A 15,650-nucleotide genomic window follows, 5' to 3' on the forward strand; every position below is an offset into this window, starting at 1 on the left:
TCGGGGCTGAAGCCCCTCCTACACCGCGTCTCTTGGCAGCATCAGGCCCAGCGGCAGGCGGACACGAGCTTCCAGGCCGCCGCCGGAGCGGTTGCGCAGTTCTACGTTGCCGCCGTGCATCGCCGCGATACGTTTGACGATGGCCAGCCCCAGGCCAGTGCCCTTGCCGCTGCGAGCCCGGTCGCCGCGGATGAACGGGTTGAAGATGATTTCCAGCTCCGACGGGTCAATACCCGCACCCCGGTCCAGAACGCTGAGCACGACATAAGGGGCACCGTTATCGCCCGAGACGTAGGCTGCCACTTCGATGCCGGTGCCGGCATGGTGCATGGCGTTGCCGATCAGGTTGGTCAGCAGACGCTTCATCGACAGCCGACGCAAGGCGAACGGCGGGATCGGCTCCAGACATACCCGAATATGCTCATCGTCGCTGTTGAACGGCTCGACCACTTCACGCACCAGGTGGCCAAGATCGACCTCCTCAACCTCTTCGTCACGCCCGTCACGAATGAACGCCAGAAACTGGTCGAGAATCGCGTCCATGTCTTCGATGTCGCGGACCATGCCGTCCAGAAACTCGTTCTTTTCGCTCATTTCCAGCGCCAGGCGCAGGCGGGTCAACGGTGTCCGCAAGTCATGGGAAACGCCGGCCAGCATCAGCTCGCGCTCCTGACCGGCCTGCTCAACGTCTTCAGCCATCTGGTTGAAGGCGCGATACACCTCGGTCATTTCGCTCGGCGTATCGCTGATCGGCAGCCTTACGCTGCGCCCCTTCCCAAGCTGGCGGGCGGCAAACACCAGACGTTTGAGCGGCTGGTTGAGCTGGCTGACGAAGATCCAGGCCGAGGCGGTGGAGAGCAAGCCGATGGCCAGGAACCAGCCCAGCACGCTCCAGATTTTCTGGCCGCGCAGCGGGTGTGGATAAAGCGGCACCTTGAGCCAGCCATCCCCCAGGCTCGGCGCGCGCACCCACAGCGCCGGCGGCGCGTGGACACGCAGGCGCACCTCGGTGTCTTCGCCCAGTTCAGCCTGCATCTGGCGCTGATAGATTTCGCTGTAGGGCCAGTGTTGCTCACCCTCGGGCACCCCGCCGCCGACCACCCGGATCAAACCGGCCGCCTCGGCAATGGCTTCCCGATCGTCTTCGTTGGCTGCCCAATAGGCGCGCAGGGTCAGCGCCACGCCGTGGCTGTACTGACGGTCGACCAGCACATCCTCGTTCATCAGCAGGTAGACCAGGGTCAGCGCCTTGGAAAACAGCACGACGATCAGCACCAGCCAAAGGGTGCGCGAGAAGAAGCTTTGCGGAAACCACAGCGGAGTCTTCATAGGTGCAGCGTTCACACTTTGCAGGGCGAGGCAGGCTCGCGGTTTCTGTCAATCGAAACGACCGTTGCGCAAAGCCAAAAACGCCGATAACCCTTTACAGGGCTATCGACGCATCAACGGTATCGCGAAACGGGCAGTGAGCTGTCAGCGAGCGCCGCTGCCGTCCGGTACAAATACATACCCCACACCCCAGACAGTCTGGATGTAGCGAGGCTTGGACGGGTCCGGCTCGATCAGGCGGCGCAGACGGGAAATCTGCACGTCGATGGAACGCTCAAGGGCATCCCACTCGCGGCCACGGGCCAGGTTCATCAGCTTGTCACGGGTCAGCGGCTCGCGGGCATGCATGACCAGCGCCTTGAGTACCGCAAACTCACCGGTGGTGAGCATGTGCACTTCATCGCCGCGCTTGAGCTCGCGGGTTGCCAGCGACAGTTCGTAGTCACCGAAGGTGACCGACTCTTCTTCACTGCCAGGCGCACCAGGAACGGCAGGCGCCTGGCGACGCAGGACAGCCTTGACCCGTGCCATCAGTTCGTCAGGGTTGAACGGTTTGGCCAGGTAGTCGTCGGCACCCAGCTCCAGGCCCTTGATGCGGCTCAGCTCATCACCCTTGGCGGTCAGCATGATGATCGGCACCTGATTATTCGCCGCGCGCAGCCGGCGGCAGGCGGAAAGGCCGTCTTCACCAGGCAGCATCAGGTCGAGCACCACAAGGTTGAACACCTCACGGGACAACAGGCGGTCCATTTGCTCGACATTGGCTACGGCGCGGGCGCGATAGCCCTTGCTGGTGAAAAAACGCTCCAGCAGGCTGCTCAACCCTGGGTCATCATCGACGATCAGGATTTTTTCGCCTTCGGCATTAAGTGCAGTGCTGCTCATCGGATGCTCCTATATTCACGGGGCGCATTATGGCGTAGCCGGGATGATGCGCATCGTGCGCATTGTTAGCAGATTTTACCGGATGCAGGATAAATGCTGGTGCCTGAACGCCAACAGATGATGCTGTGCATCGTCCAAATCCCCTAACGGGGCCTGGCTGGTTATAATGCGCCGCCCTTTTTCGGGCACTCTTTTAGTCAGGCAATGTCAGACAACGTTCGTTCGCAAACGATGGCAGTTCGCTAGTTATTTTGCTCAGGTGGTCTTATGGACAGCATCAACAGCCGCATCGCCGAGGAACTCGGTGTCCGCCCACTACAGGTCGAAGCGGCCGTAGCACTACTGGATGAAGGCTCGACTGTGCCGTTCATCGCCCGCTACCGCAAGGAAGTGACCGGTAGCCTCGATGACACGCAACTGCGTCATCTGGAAGAGCGTCTGCGCTATTTGCGCGAGCTCGACGAGCGCCGGGTCAGCATCCTTGCCAGCATTGAAGAACAAGGCAAGCTGACCCCGGAGCTGGCCCGCGAAATCAAGCTGGCCGACACCAAGACCCGTCTTGAAGACTTGTACCTGCCGTACAAACAGAAACGCCGCACCAAGGGCCAGATCGCCCTGGAAGCCGGCCTGGGCGAACTGGCCGACGGCCTGTTCAACGACCCCGGTCTGAATCCGGAAAGCGAAGCGGCGCGTTTCGTCGACGCCGAGAAAGGCGTGGCCGATGTCAAAGCGGCGCTCGAAGGCGCCAAATACATCCTCATGGAGCGTTTTGCCGAAGACGCCACCTTGCTCGACAAGCTGCGCGGGTTCCTCAAGCAAGAGGCGGTGTTCAGCGCCCGCGTGGTGCCCGGCAAGGAAGAAGAGGGCGCGAAATTTCGCGACTACTTCGAACACGACGAGCCGCTCAAAAACATGCCTTCGCACCGTGCCCTGGCGATTTTCCGTGGCCGCAATGAAGGCATCCTCAGCGGTACCCTGAAGGTCGGCGAAGAGTTACCCGGCAGCCTGCACCCCTGCGAGCTGATGATCGGCGAGCGCTTCGGCCTGAGCAATCAGAACCGGCCAGCCGATAAATGGCTGGGCGAGGTCGTGCGCTGGACCTGGAAGGTCAAGCTGTACAACCACCTGGAAACCGACCTGCTGGGCGAGTTGCGTGACAGCGCCGAAACCGAGGCGATCAACGTATTTGCCCACAACCTGCATGACTTGCTGCTCGCCGCGCCGGCCGGCCCGCGTGCCACGCTGGGCCTCGACCCGGGCCTGCGTACCGGTTGCAAGGTCGCCGTGGTCGACGCCACCGGCAAGCTGCTCGACCACGCCACGGTCTACCCCCATGTACCGAAGAACCAATGGGATCAGACCCTCGCCGTACTGGGTGCGTTGTGCACCAAGCACTCGGTGGACCTGATCGCTATCGGCAACGGCACCGCCAGCCGCGAGACCGACAAGCTGGCCATTGAGCTGATCAAAAAGTATCCAGCCCTGAAAATGACCAAAATCATGGTCTCCGAGGCCGGCGCTTCGGTGTACTCGGCGTCCGAACTGGCAGCGCGCGAGTTCCCGGACCTCGACGTGTCGATCCGTGGTGCCGTATCGATTGCCCGCCGCTTGCAGGATCCTCTGGCCGAACTGGTGAAGATCGATCCGAAATCCATCGGCGTTGGCCAGTACCAGCACGACGTCTCGCAGCTCAAGCTGGCTCGCGGCCTGGACGCGGTGGTCGAAGACTGCGTGAACGCCGTGGGCGTGGATGTGAACACCGCTTCGGTGGCACTGCTGTCGCGCATTTCCGGCCTGAACGCCACCCTGGCGCAGAACATCGTCAGCCACCGTGATGCCAATGGCGCGTTCAAGACCCGCAATGAACTCAAGAAAGTCAGCCGCCTCGGTGAGAAGACCTTCGAACAGGCCGCAGGCTTCTTGCGTGTGATGAACGGCGACAACCCGCTGGATGCTTCAGCGGTGCACCCCGAGGCTTACCCGTTGGTACAGCGCATTGCCGCGCAGACCGACCGCGACATCCGCTCGCTGATCGGCGACACTGCCTTCCTCAAGCGTCTGGACCCGAAGAAATTCACCGACGAAACCTTCGGCCTGCCGACCGTCACCGACATTCTCAGTGAGCTGGACAAACCCGGTCGTGACCCGCGTCCCGAGTTCAAGACCGCCGAGTTCCAGGAAGGCGTCGAAGATCTCAAGGACCTCAAGCTGGGCATGATCCTCGAAGGCGTCGTGACCAATGTCACCAACTTCGGTGCTTTTGTCGACATCGGCGTGCATCAGGACGGCCTGGTGCACATTTCTGCCTTGTCGGAGAAGTTCATCAAGGACCCGCGTGAAGCCGTCAAGGCCGGCGATGTGGTCAAGGTCAAGGTCATGGAAGTCGACATCCCGCGCAAGCGCGTCGGCCTGTCGATGCGCATGAGTGATACACCGGGCGAGAAAATCGACGGCGCTCGTGGCTCACGTCCGGGCGCTGCACCGCGCCAGACCAGCGCGGCGCCACGCAAGGAAAGCAGCACTGCGGCCCCGGCCAACAACGCCATGGCTTCGCTGTTCGCCAATGCCAAGCAGTTGAAGAAGCGTTGATGGAGATCCCTGAGGCGCTGACCCACAGCCCTTACCTGCGCATGCTCGGTTGCGAGATTCGCAGCCTGGGCGGCGGCGTTGCCGAAGTCGCACTGCCTCTGGAAGCGCACCTGCGCAACCGGGGCAACATGATGCATGGCGGGGCCATTTTCAGCCTGGTCGACATCGCCATGGGCCTGGCCTGCTCCAGCGCCCACGGCTTCGAGCAGCGCAGCGTGACCATCGAGTGCAAGATCAACTATGTGCGCGGGGTCAGCGAGGGCGAGGTGTTGTGCGTTGCCAGGGTCCTGCACGCTGGGCGCAGGACCCTGGTGGTAGAAGCCGAGGTGCTGCAGGCCGACAAACTGATCGCCAAGGCGCAGGGCACCTTCGCGATTGTCTGAGCGCCTGCCTGGCTCTTGGCAGACCTGACCGGTACGCAAGATCTGCGTCAGGGTAACCGCCACGCCCGACTCGGGCGTGGCGTTTTTTAGCTGGTAAAGATCGTAGGCAATCTAGCTGTACCCCCTCTGTTTAGGGTAATTTGCCGCTAATCCTGTCAAAAAAGTCGACAAATCGACTGCATGGCAAGCAACCGTGAATCTTGAGCCGGCGTTAAAGACCCAACCAGGCGACAACGCCAGTTCCTTTCTTCACCCTTGTAGACCGTCGGCTCTACCCCCATATGTGGGCGACCGATGTGTGAAGGAATCCACCTTGAGCGAATTTCTCAACCGCCGCCTGGCCGTGCTTGGCGAACGCACCAACCTCCCATTGCTGGGACAGTGCCTGCACGGAATCGAACGTGAATGCCTGCGCGTCACCGACCAGGCCGAACTGGCCCAGACCCCGCACCCGCAGGCGTTAGGCTCGTCGCTCACCAATGAGCAGATCACCACCGATTATTCCGAATCGCTCCTGGAGTTCATCACACCGGCGCTGAAAAACCCGGCAGATACCCTGGACAGCCTGGAAAAGATTCATCGCTTCGTTTACAGCAAGCTCGGTGACGAGTTGCTGTGGAGCCCGTCGATGCCATCGCCGCTGCCCGCCGAAGAAGCTATTCCGCTGGCGTATTACGGCACCTCGAACATCGGCAAACTCAAGTACGTGTACCGCAAGGGTCTGGCGCTGCGCTATGGCCGCACCATGCAGTGCATCGCCGGCATCCACTACAATTTCTCGCTGCCTGAAGCCGCCTGGAGCGTGCTCAAGCAGACCGAGAACTTTGCCGGTGATGACCGCGATTACCAGTCGCACTCCTATATTGCCCTGATCCGCAACTTCCGCCGCTACAGCTGGCTGCTGATGTACCTGTTCGGCGCTTCGCCGGCCCTGGACAAAGGCTTCCTGCGCGGTCGCAGCCATCAGTTACAGGCATTCGACGAGAACACCCTGTACCTGCCGTGGGCCACCAGCCTGCGCATGAGCGACCTGGGTTATCAGAGCGAGGCCCAGGCCGGCCTGACGCCGTGCTACAACGACCTGCAGAGCTACACCGACAGCCTGCGCCGCGCGGTCGCCACGCCCTATGCGCCCTATGTTGCAACCGGTACCCATGATGCCAACGGCGAGTGGGTGCAGCTCAACACCAACGTGCTGCAGATCGAGAACGAGTACTACTCCAACATCCGCCCCAAGCGGGTGACCTACACCGGCGAACGGCCGATCCAGGCGCTGATCGCCCGTGGCGTGCAATACGTCGAGGTGCGCTGCCTGGACATCAACCCGTTCCTGCCGACCGGTATCAATCTGGAGCAGGCGCGCTTCATCGACGCCTTTATCCTGTTCTGCGCGCTGCAAGAGAGTCCGCAGCTGTCCAGCGGCGAATGCGGCAATGCGGGCAACAACTTCCTCAGCGTGGTCAAGGAAGGTCGTCGGCCGGGCCTGCAGCTGCAACGCGGCGGCTCGCCAGTTGAACTCAAGCACTGGGCCACTGAATTGCTGGAAAAGATCGCGCCTATCGCGCAGTTGCTCGACCAGGCCAGCGGCAGCGACGAACACTGTCGTTCACTGATCGCGCAGCAGGCCAAGATAGACGATCCTGAACTGACCCCGTCGGCCCGGATTCTTGCCAGCATGCGCGAGCACAACGAGGGCTTCGCGGCCTTCTCGTTGCGCCAGAGCAAGCTCCATGCCCAATACTTCCGCGCTCACCCTCTGAGCACAGAAGATCAGGCGCACTTCGAAAAGCTGGCACAGACCTCGCTGAATGAACAGGCCGAGCTGGAAGCCAGCGAAGAAGTGGTGGATTTCGACACCTTTGTCGGTGCCTATCAGGCGAGCATTCTGTCGATCAGTAATTGATCGATTTTCGCGGCTGTTTTTGTCTTCGCGGCTAAAGCCGCTCCTACAGACGGTTGATATCCGTAGGAGCGGCCGGGCGGCGATCCGCTTCAGCCGCGAAATCCTGTTACCGGAAACCCTAAATCGCTTTCTCGAAGATCTTCGAATTACGCTGGTAGTTGTACAGCGATGCCCTGGCGCTGGGCAGGCGGTCGACACTGCTGGGCTCGAAGCCGCGCTCGCGGAACCAGTGGGCGGTACGGGTGGTAAGAACGAACAGCGTGGTAATGCCCAGGGCACGGGCACGGTCTTCGATGCGTTCGAGCAACTCGTCACCGCGACCGCCATGGCGGTACTCGGGATTGACCGCAAGACACGCCAGCTCGCCCGCCTGGGAGTCGGCAATCGGGTAGAGCGCCGCACAGGCGATGATCATCCCTTCACGTTCGACCACGCTGAACTGCTCGATCTCGCGCTCCAGCACTTCACGCGAGCGGCGGACCAGAATGCCCTGCTCTTCCAACGGCGTGATCAGCTCGATCAGGCCACCGACGTCTTCGATACCGGCTTCACGTACACGCTCGAATTGCTCCTGAGCGACCAGGGTGCCGCCACCGTCGCGGGTGAACAGTTCGGTCAACAGCGAGCCGTTCTCGACGTAGCTGACGATATGGCTACGGCCCACCCCGCCACGGCACGCTTCGGCCGCCGCGTCGAGCAGTTCGGCCTGGTAGCTGCTGCTGCCCAGCCGTTGCAGATGCGCCGGGACCTGCTGCGGACGCAGTTCACGAACCAGCCTGCCGCTGTCATCCAGCAAGCCTTGTTCGGCGCCGAACAGCAGCAGTTTGTCGGCCCCCAGATCAATCGCCACCCGGGTTGCGACATCTTCACAGGCCAGGTTAAACACCTCACCGGTGGGCGAATAGCCCAGCGGCGACATCAACACGATATGGCGCTCGTCAAGCAGACGGTTGATACCTTTACGGTCGACCCGGCGTACTTCGCCGGTGTGCAGATAATCAACACCGTCGAGCACACCGATTGGCCGGGCGGTGACCAGGTTGCCACTGGTCACCCGCAGGCGCGAGCCCTGCATCGGCGAGTTGGCGATGTCCATCGACAGCTTGGCTTCGATGGCGATGCGCAGGCCACCCACTGCGTCGATCACGCACTCCAACGTCTCGGCATCGGTAATGCGCAGGTCGCGGTGGTAGCGTGGCTGCAGGCCGCGCTGGGCCAGGCGGTTTTCAATCTGTGGGCGGGTGCCATGCACCAGCACCAGACGCACGCCCATACTGTGCAGCAGCACCAGGTCGTGGACGATATTGCCGAAGTTTGGGTGTTCGATCCCGTCGCCGGGCAGCAACACCACAAAAGTGCAGTCCCGGTGGGCATTGATATAAGGAGACGCGTGACGCAGCCAGTTGACGTATTCGGGCATAACCGTAAAAGCCTGTAAAAAGTTGGACGAAAGACAGAAACACGCACAACGCAGTGGTGGTTATCGTCGGAACAGGCCTGGCAACACGCGCAGTCTCCTTATATTTGTGAATTTGGACCGGAGCGCTTATTGGGGCGTCAGGCAGTAATGTTCAATCAGTTGTCTCAACAGACGCACTGTAGGCTGCAAACGTGACATTTCCAGATACTCGCCCGGCTGGTGCGCACAGGCGATGTCGCCAGGGCCGAGTACCAGCGTCTCGCAGCCAAGCTGCTGAAGATAAGGCGCTTCGGTGCCAAATGCCACCGCTGCGGCCGTATGACCTGTCAGACGCTCGGCCAGCCGGACCAGTTCCGCATCGGCCGGCTGCTCGAACGGCGAGCACTCGGGGAACAGCGGCTGGTAGTCGATGCTGACCTGATGACGCTCGGCCAGCGGTTGTAGTTTCTGACGAATCAGCGAGCGCAAAATTTCGGGGTCCATGCCCGGCAGTGGCCGCAGGTCGAACTCCAGCGAGCACTGGCCACAGATGCGGTTGGGGTTGTCACCGCCATGAATGCAGCCCAGGTTGAGGGTCGGCTGCGGCACGCTGAATTGCGGATTGTGGTACTCGGCCTGCCATTGCGCGCGTAAACCCTTGAGGTCGCTGATCACATCGTGCATCGCTTCCAGCGCACTGTGGCCCAGACGCGGATCGGAGGAATGGCCGCTGCGCCCGAGGATATCGATACGCTCCATCATCACGTCTTTGTGCAGACGAATCGGTCGCAGCCCGGTCGGCTCGCCGATCACCGCCGCACGTCCCAGAGGCCGCCCCGCCTCGGCCAGGGCACGGGCCCCGGCCATCGAGCATTCTTCGTCACAGGTGGCCAGGATCAACAGCGGCTGCTTGAACGGCTGGCCCAGCAGAGGCAGTACCGCCTCGATGATCAGCGCGAAGAAGCCTTTCATGTCGCAGCTGCCCAAGCCGACCCAGCGACCGTCAACTTCTGTGAGCTTCAGCGGATCGGTCTGCCACAGGGCCTCGTCATAGGGCACGGTGTCGCTGTGCCCGGCCAGCACCAGACCGCCAGGGCCACTGCCGTAGGTGGCGAGCAGGTTGAACTTGCCGGGCGAAATGGTCTGGATTTCACAGGCGAAGCCCAGTTCATCGAGCCAGCCGGCCAGCAGGTCGATGACCGGCCGGTTGGACTGATCCAGCGCCGGCTGGGTGCAACTCACCGAGGGGGTGGCGATCAGCGCAGCGAACTGCTCTTTCATGGATGGCAAAGGCATGGATGACGGTTCCTTGAGGCTTGCGGACCATCATAGGGGTATAACGCGTCAGGAATAAACCGCCTGCGTCCTGTAAACTACAGCGCTTCGCCGCCATGCCCATGGCTGCCCGTTCACCAGCACCCGCGTTTGGATCGCCCCGGCCATGCAGAAAGAAACCGAAATCAAACTCCGCGTCAGCCGCGAGACCCTCGCCGCCCTGCGCGATCACCCCCTGCTGAAAAAACGCAACAAGAGTGGCTGGGAGCGCCTGGAACTGACCAACCAGTATTTCGACACCCCGGAGCGCGATCTGGCCCAGGCCAAGGTCGCGCTGCGCATCCGTCGCGATGGCGAGCAACTCATCCAGACCCTCAAGACCCGTGGCCAGAGCGTCGCCGGGCTGTCCGAGCGCAATGAATTCAACTGGGATATCGCCAAACCCAAGCTGGACCTGAAAAAGCTCGACGGCCAGTGCTGGCCCGAGCAACTGGCCGAACTGGACAAGAAAACCATCAAACCGCTGTTCACCACCGACTTCGTGCGTGAAAAAGCCGAAATCGCCTGGGGCCGTGGCAAGGCCAAGGTGGTGATTGAAGCCGCCCTGGATCTGGGTCAGGTGGTGGCCGGCAAGCAGAAAGAAGAAATCTGCGAGCTGGAGCTGGAACTGCGCGAAGGCGAGCCTGACGCATTGCTGGAACTTGCCGCCGAGCTGGCCGCCAGCCTGCCATTGATGCCATGCGATATCAGCAAGGCCGAGCGCGGCTATCGCCTGTTCGACGCCGGCAGTTATTCGCTGAGCCTCAAGGCTCCGCAACTGACGGCCGAAACCAGCCTGGACGACGCCTACACTGCCCTGGCCTGGCACCTGCTGGGCAGCAGCCAGCGGCTGGCCGAGCAGTACCGTTTCAACGGCCACTGGCGCCTGCTGCAAGAGTGGGTCGGGCTGCTGGCTGAGCTGCGCGCCCTGACCGGCAGCCTGGGCCAGTGCGCCCCGCGCAGCACCACCAACAGCCTGCGAACTGCACTGGATGCGCTGCTCGAAGACTGGCGCCCGCTGGTCCAGGCCGGCCAGGAAGATGCTGACGTGCGTAGCGCCGCCCACGAGCAGTTCCTTGAAGAGCTGCAAGACACGCGCTGGGGCGAATTCTCGCTGAGCACCTCACGCTGGCTGCTGGCTCGCGGCTGGACCGTCGAGCGCAACAAGCGCGGCGCACGCCTGGGCGTCGTGCCGCTGGGCAACTGGCTACCGACCCTGCTGGCCGCCGAGGCCAGCGCACTGCAACTGGACCGCTACCAGCAGCAACCTGAAGACCTGGCCGAGCAATTGCCGCGCATCGAGCGCATCCAGGTCTGGCTGCACTGGGCCCGTGGCGTGCTGGAACTGCCCGAGCTGGATCGCCTGTACGGCGAGTTGAACAAGCTGGAGCAACTGGCCAACCAGGACATCAGCGACGAAGTGCTTGCCGAACGTGTCAGCCAGGCGCTGATCGTCACCCAGACCAAGGCCTGGAGGCAGTTGTTGCGCGGCTGAGGGTCCTGCCGCTCAACGTCCTAACGGTAAACTGGTGGTGGATTTGATCTCCGACAGGGCCACGATCGAATTCACTTCCTGGATCCCAGGGACCATCGACAGCTTGTCGAAGAAAAACTTCTCATAGGCTTCGATATCAGCGGTGACGATGCGCAACAGAAAGTCCACCGCCCCCATCAGCACGTAACACTCCAGCACCTCAGGAAACTCACGGATCGCGTCGGTGAATTCGGCAAAATTCGAACGGCCATGGGCATTGAGTTTCACTTCGGCAAAGATCTGCGTGTCCAGACCAATCTTCTTGCGGTCCAGCAGGGTCACCTGACGGCGGATCACCCCTTCATCCTTGAGCCGCTGAATGCGTCGCCAGCACGGTGATTGTGACAGCCCTACCTGCTCGGCAACCTGCGCACTGGACAGCGAAGCGTCCTCTTGCAGCAGCTTGAGGATCTTGCGGTCATAGGCATCCAGCTCAATCTGCATAAACAATTCTCTTTGATAGCTAATCTTGCTTTATCAATCCAAAATAAAGCCTGTAACCGCGATCATAGACCAGTATTTTCCCGATACGCATGCAAGAATTTCCTCACTTGCCCAGGAGACTCACGCATGTCCAGCCTCGAAGCCTTTCCCGCTCCCGCCCACCGTCCAGATAGCTGGGCCGCCGGTAATGTTCATTGCTGTGTCCGCTACCGGGTGCTGGCCGATGCCCAACCGGCGCTGTTGTGTCAGGTCCTGAACCTGCTCGCCATGCAGTATCTGGTGCCTCTTGAGGTCAATGTGCTGCGCCAGGACGACTGCCTGCGAATCGACGTGGCCGTCGACGGCCTGAGCGGGCATCGCGCGCAGGTCATCGGCGAAAAAATGCGTAACCTGATCGACGTCGAATCGGTGCAGTTACACAGGCTCGAACAGCCGCCGCAGCTGGCTCATGCAGCGGCATTGATCAGCGCGTGAGGGGGTAACACAAGACATTCCTGTTCACACAAGGGGGATAACACTGGCACCCTTGGGGTCTACGCTTGGATCAATTCCCGGACTCGCCCAAGGAACCTGCATGGCTGTTCACGCCCATACCCCAACAGACCGCTGGCTCGACCTGAACGATCTGTTGCGCGAGCTGGTCGCACAGAATCATCTGAGCCAGACCGATGCCGAGGCGGCTGTCACCCAACGCCGCAGTGCCACGAATATTCAGTTGCATCCGCTGGAATTTCTGGCCACCCAGCAATTCGACGACCTGGCGCGGCCGGGGCGCAAACTCGATCTGGAAACACTCACCGCCTGGCTCGCCGAGCAATGCGGCCAGCCATACATGCGCATCGACCCGCTGAAGATCAACGTGGCAGCCGTCACACCATTGATGTCCTATGCCTTTGCCCAGCGCCACCGGATTCTGGCCGTGGCCGTGGATCGCGAGGCGGTGACCATCGCCAGCGCCCAGCCCTATGTCAGCTCCTGGGAAGCCGACCTGTCACACGTACTCAAGCTGCCAATCAAGCGGGTAGTCGCCAACCCGGTCGATATCCAGCGCATGACCGTCGAGTTTTTCCGTCTGACCCGCTCGGTCAGCGGTGCCACGGCCACTGATCAGAAAATCAGCAATCTGGGCAACTTCGAACAATTGCTCAAACTCGGCTCCAGCGATCAGGAGCCCGATGCCAACGATGCGCATATCGTCACCATCGTCGACTGGCTGTTTCAATACGCATTCCAGCAACGCGCCAGCGATATCCATATCGAACCACGCCGGGAAAGCGGCACCGTGCGTTTTCGCATCGACGGCGTGCTGCATAACGTCTATCAATTCCCGCCGCAGGTCACCATGGCGGTGGTCAGCCGCCTGAAAAGCCTGGGCCGGATGAACGTCGCAGAAAAGCGCAAACCCCAGGATGGCCGGGTCAAGACCAGCACCCCGGATGGCAATGAGGTCGAACTGCGCCTGTCGACCCTGCCCACCGCGTTCGGTGAAAAACTGGTGATGCGGATCTTCGACCCCGAAGTGCTGCTCAAGGACTTCGACCAACTGGGTTTTTCCAGCGACGACCTGCGCCGCTGGCAGGGCATGACCCGCCAGCCCAACGGGATTATTCTGGTCACCGGGCCGACCGGGTCCGGCAAAACCACCACCCTGTACACCACGCTCAAGCAACTGGCGACCACGGAAGTCAACCTGTGCACCATCGAAGACCCCATCGAGATGGTCGAGCCGGCCTTCAACCAGATGCAGGTCCAGCACAATATCGACCTGACCTTTGCCAGCGGCATCCGGGCACTGATGCGCCAGGACCCGGACATCATCATGATCGGCGAGATTCGCGACCTGGAAACCGCTGAAATGGCCATTCAGGCCGCGCTGACCGGGCACCTGGTGCTCTCGACCCTGCACACCAACGATGCCCCCAGCGCCATCAGCCGCATGCTCGAACTGGGTGTGCCACACTACCTGCTCAAAGCCACGATTCTCGGGGTCATGGCCCAGCGCCTGGTGCGCACCCTGTGCCCGCACTGCAAAGCGCCGGTAGAGCTTGATGAGGCCGACTGGCAGGTGCTGACCCGCCCCTGGCAGGCACCGGTGCCCAGCGGTGCCTGCCGGGCCGTAGGCTGCGTCGAATGCCGGGACACCGGTTACCGGGGTCGCGCCGGGGTGTACGAAATCATGCTGATGTCCGACGCAGTCAAGGGGCTGATTTCTTCTGACCTGGACCTCACCGGGCTGCGCCGTCAGGCGTTCAAGGAGGGCATGCGTAGCCTGCGCCTGTCGGGCGCGCAAAAAATTGCAAATGGTTTGACAACAATTGAAGAAGTCCTGCGGGTGACGCCGCAAAGCGAGCAACGCTAGTATCCGCGGCTTGGTGTCGATGCTCCATCCCACCGGCACCGGCCTGACAAGGATGGAACCTGCAAAAGGATAAGGACGTTATGCCAACCGAAAGCATCGTCATTCTGCTATTTGTCGCGCTGGCAATTGCCATTGTATTGATGGGTTTCAAAGTGGTGCCTCAGGGTTATCAGTGGACCGTGGAGCGCTTCGGCCGCTACACCACTACCCTCAAGCCTGGCCTGAGCATCATCATCCCGGTGATGGACCGCATCAGGCACAAGATCAATGTGATGGAAAGCGTGCTCGATGTCCCGCCCCAGGAAGTCATTACCTCTGATAACGCCACGGTTGAAATCGACGCGGTGTGCTTCTACCAGGTAGTCAATGCCGCGCAAGCCGCCTACGAGGTCAACAATCTCCAACATGCCATCCGCAACCTGCTGCAGACCAACATCCGTACCGTACTCGGCTCCATGGAGCTGGACGCGATGCTCAGCCAGCGTGACAACATCAACGAACGCCTGCTGAGCATCGTCGATGAAGCCACTGCGCCATGGGGCACCAAGATCACCCGGATCGAGATCAAGGACATCAGCCCGCCGCAAGACCTGATGGCCGCGATGTCCGGGCAGATGAAAGCCGAACGGATCAAGCGCGCGCAAATTCTTGAGGCTGAAGGCCTGCGGGCCTCGGCGATCCTGACCGCCGAGGGCAAGAAGCAGGCGCAGATTCTCGAAGCCGAAGGCAGCCGTCAGGCGGCCTTTCTTGAAGCTGAAGCCCGTGAGCGTCAGGCCGAAGCAGAAGCCCAGGCTACCCGAGTGGTGTCCGAAGCGATCGCCACCGGCAACGTGCAGGCCATCAACTACTTCGTCGCCCAAAAGTACGTCGAAGCGCTTGGCCAGCTGGCATCAGCCGACAACAGCAAAGTCGTGCTGATGCCGCTGGAGGCGACTCAGGTGATCGGTGCCGTGGGCGGTATTGGCGAGATCGTCAAAGCCACGTTCGATCGCAAGGCCTGAGGCACACGTCATGAACTGGCTGTATGAGCTGTCGTACTGGGACTGGCTGGCGCTGGGCACGGCGCTGCTAATCCTGGAAATGTTCGGTGCAGGTGGCTATCTGCTGTGGATCGGCATCGCTGCGGCGGCGGTCGGCATTCTGACGTTCATCATGCCGGAACTGGGCTGGAGCTTGCAGTTGCTGTTGTTCGCTGTATTTGCGGTGCTGACAGCGGTGTACTGGTGGTACCGGCAGCGCAGTGCAGTCCGCCCGTCAGATCAGCCAGGGCTGAACATGCGAGGTCAGGAGTTGATCGGTCATGCCTTTATCGTGCAACAGGCGATTGTCGACGGGCGTGGCAAGATCAAGGTCGGTGACAGCGTATGGATCGTGGTAGGCCCGGATGCTCCGGCCGGCAGCCGGGTCAAAGTGGTGAGCCAGGACGGCGCGGTGCTGCGCGTTGAGCTGGCCTAGGTAGCCGTTTGACTGCAAACACCGCTGGCCTGGCGCAGGGGCGAAAGCAGGCTTAT

At 61.4% G+C, this 15,650-nt stretch carries 13 protein-coding genes; 8 read left to right on the forward strand and 5 right to left on the reverse strand.

All coding sequences use genetic code 11. The features are described 5' to 3' along the window. Positions 1–18: 18 nt before the first annotated feature. Together NJC40_RS04675 and ompR are read right to left on the reverse strand one after the other, a co-directional pair. A complete protein-coding gene (locus NJC40_RS04675; protein ID WP_045484713.1) occupies positions 19–1,329 on the reverse strand; it encodes an ATP-binding protein in 1,311 nt (436 codons plus the stop codon). A gap of 144 nt (positions 1,330–1,473) precedes the next feature. Continuing rightward, the gene (gene ompR / locus NJC40_RS04680) at positions 1,474–2,214 is read right to left on the reverse strand and encodes an osmolarity response regulator transcription factor OmpR (RefSeq protein WP_045484716.1); all 741 of its coding nucleotides are present in this window, start codon (positions 2,212–2,214) and stop codon (positions 1,474–1,476) included. 267 nt (positions 2,215–2,481) lie between these two features. Between ompR and NJC40_RS04685 the strand changes: the two genes are divergently transcribed. The 3 genes from NJC40_RS04685 to gshA all read left to right on the forward strand — a co-directional run bounded on the left by NJC40_RS04685 (position 2,482) and on the right by gshA (position 7,089). After that, a complete protein-coding gene (locus NJC40_RS04685; RefSeq protein ID WP_045484718.1) occupies positions 2,482–4,803 on the forward strand; it encodes a Tex family protein in 2,322 nt (773 codons plus the stop codon). Next, complete coding sequence (locus tag NJC40_RS04690) at positions 4,803–5,186, forward strand: PaaI family thioesterase (RefSeq protein WP_045484720.1); 384 nt, start codon at positions 4,803–4,805, stop codon at positions 5,184–5,186. The genes NJC40_RS04685 and NJC40_RS04690 overlap by 1 nt, the downstream gene beginning before the upstream one ends. A 313-nt stretch (positions 5,187–5,499) precedes the next feature. Beyond that, a complete protein-coding gene (gene gshA / locus NJC40_RS04695) occupies positions 5,500–7,089 on the forward strand; it encodes a glutamate--cysteine ligase (RefSeq protein WP_253139946.1) in 1,590 nt (529 codons plus the stop codon). 118 nt (positions 7,090–7,207) lie between these two features. Here the strand turns inward: gshA and argA are convergent, their stop codons facing one another. Then, positions 7,208–8,509: an amino-acid N-acetyltransferase gene (argA, locus tag NJC40_RS04700; protein ID WP_045484725.1), complete on the reverse strand. Its 1,302-nt coding sequence runs from the start codon at positions 8,507–8,509 to the stop codon at positions 7,208–7,210. A gap of 126 nt (positions 8,510–8,635) precedes the next feature. Then, a complete protein-coding gene (argE, locus tag NJC40_RS04705) occupies positions 8,636–9,784 on the reverse strand; it encodes an acetylornithine deacetylase (RefSeq protein WP_253139944.1) in 1,149 nt (382 codons plus the stop codon). Positions 9,785–9,929: 145 nt separating this feature from the next. On the opposite strand from argE, the gene NJC40_RS04710 reads away from it, so the two are divergent. Continuing rightward, positions 9,930–11,297, forward strand: coding sequence for a CYTH domain-containing protein (locus tag NJC40_RS04710; protein WP_253139943.1), 1,368 nt, complete (start codon positions 9,930–9,932; stop codon positions 11,295–11,297). A gap of 12 nt (positions 11,298–11,309) precedes the next feature. Here the strand turns inward: NJC40_RS04710 and NJC40_RS04715 are convergent, their stop codons facing one another. Continuing rightward, positions 11,310–11,780: an Lrp/AsnC family transcriptional regulator gene (locus NJC40_RS04715; protein ID WP_253117457.1), complete on the reverse strand. Its 471-nt coding sequence runs from the start codon at positions 11,778–11,780 to the stop codon at positions 11,310–11,312. A 126-nt stretch (positions 11,781–11,906) separates the two neighbouring features. On the opposite strand from NJC40_RS04715, the gene NJC40_RS04720 reads away from it, so the two are divergent. From NJC40_RS04720 to NJC40_RS04735, 4 genes are all read left to right on the forward strand, one after another. Further along, positions 11,907–12,254, forward strand: coding sequence for an ACT-like domain-containing protein (locus tag NJC40_RS04720; protein WP_045484737.1), 348 nt, complete (start codon positions 11,907–11,909; stop codon positions 12,252–12,254). A 100-nt stretch (positions 12,255–12,354) separates the two neighbouring features. Next, the gene (tfpB, locus tag NJC40_RS04725) at positions 12,355–14,139 is read left to right on the forward strand and encodes a type IV pilus assembly ATPase TfpB (protein ID WP_253139940.1); all 1,785 of its coding nucleotides are present in this window, start codon (positions 12,355–12,357) and stop codon (positions 14,137–14,139) included. A gap of 80 nt (positions 14,140–14,219) precedes the next feature. Then, the gene (locus tag NJC40_RS04730; protein WP_253139939.1) at positions 14,220–15,140 is read left to right on the forward strand and encodes an SPFH domain-containing protein; all 921 of its coding nucleotides are present in this window, start codon (positions 14,220–14,222) and stop codon (positions 15,138–15,140) included. Positions 15,141–15,150: 10 nt separating this feature from the next. Next, positions 15,151–15,594 carry an NfeD family protein gene (locus NJC40_RS04735; protein ID WP_253117452.1) on the forward strand — a complete coding sequence of 148 codons (444 nt, stop codon included), beginning with the start codon at positions 15,151–15,153 and terminating at the stop codon, positions 15,592–15,594. Positions 15,595–15,650: the final 56 nt, after the last annotated feature.

Source organism: Pseudomonas sp. 21LCFQ02 (assembly GCF_024129895.2).
Classification (GTDB): domain Bacteria; phylum Pseudomonadota; class Gammaproteobacteria; order Pseudomonadales; family Pseudomonadaceae; genus Aquipseudomonas.

What these genes read in the sequence shown, in the direction of transcription:
- NJC40_RS04675 (WP_045484713.1), bottom strand. Translation starts at nt 1,329, where the DNA reads ATGAAGACTCCGCTGTGGTTTCCGCAAAGCTTCTTCTCGCGCACCCTT.
- NJC40_RS04710 (WP_253139943.1), top strand. Translation starts at nt 9,930, where the DNA reads ATGCAGAAAGAAACCGAAATCAAACTCCGCGTCAGCCGCGAGACCCTC.
- NJC40_RS04735 (WP_253117452.1), top strand. Translation starts at nt 15,151, where the DNA reads ATGAACTGGCTGTATGAGCTGTCGTACTGGGACTGGCTGGCGCTGGGC.
- NJC40_RS04715 (WP_253117457.1), bottom strand. Translation starts at nt 11,780, where the DNA reads ATGCAGATTGAGCTGGATGCCTATGACCGCAAGATCCTCAAGCTGCTG.
- NJC40_RS04685 (WP_045484718.1), top strand. Translation starts at nt 2,482, where the DNA reads ATGGACAGCATCAACAGCCGCATCGCCGAGGAACTCGGTGTCCGCCCA.
- NJC40_RS04730 (WP_253139939.1), top strand. Translation starts at nt 14,220, where the DNA reads ATGCCAACCGAAAGCATCGTCATTCTGCTATTTGTCGCGCTGGCAATT.
- NJC40_RS04690 (WP_045484720.1), top strand. Translation starts at nt 4,803, where the DNA reads ATGGAGATCCCTGAGGCGCTGACCCACAGCCCTTACCTGCGCATGCTC.
- ompR (WP_045484716.1), bottom strand. Translation starts at nt 2,214, where the DNA reads ATGAGCAGCACTGCACTTAATGCCGAAGGCGAAAAAATCCTGATCGTC.
- argA (WP_045484725.1), bottom strand. Translation starts at nt 8,509, where the DNA reads ATGCCCGAATACGTCAACTGGCTGCGTCACGCGTCTCCTTATATCAAT.
- NJC40_RS04720 (WP_045484737.1), top strand. Translation starts at nt 11,907, where the DNA reads ATGTCCAGCCTCGAAGCCTTTCCCGCTCCCGCCCACCGTCCAGATAGC.
- argE (WP_253139944.1), bottom strand. Translation starts at nt 9,784, where the DNA reads ATGCCTTTGCCATCCATGAAAGAGCAGTTCGCTGCGCTGATCGCCACC.
- tfpB (WP_253139940.1), top strand. Translation starts at nt 12,355, where the DNA reads ATGGCTGTTCACGCCCATACCCCAACAGACCGCTGGCTCGACCTGAAC.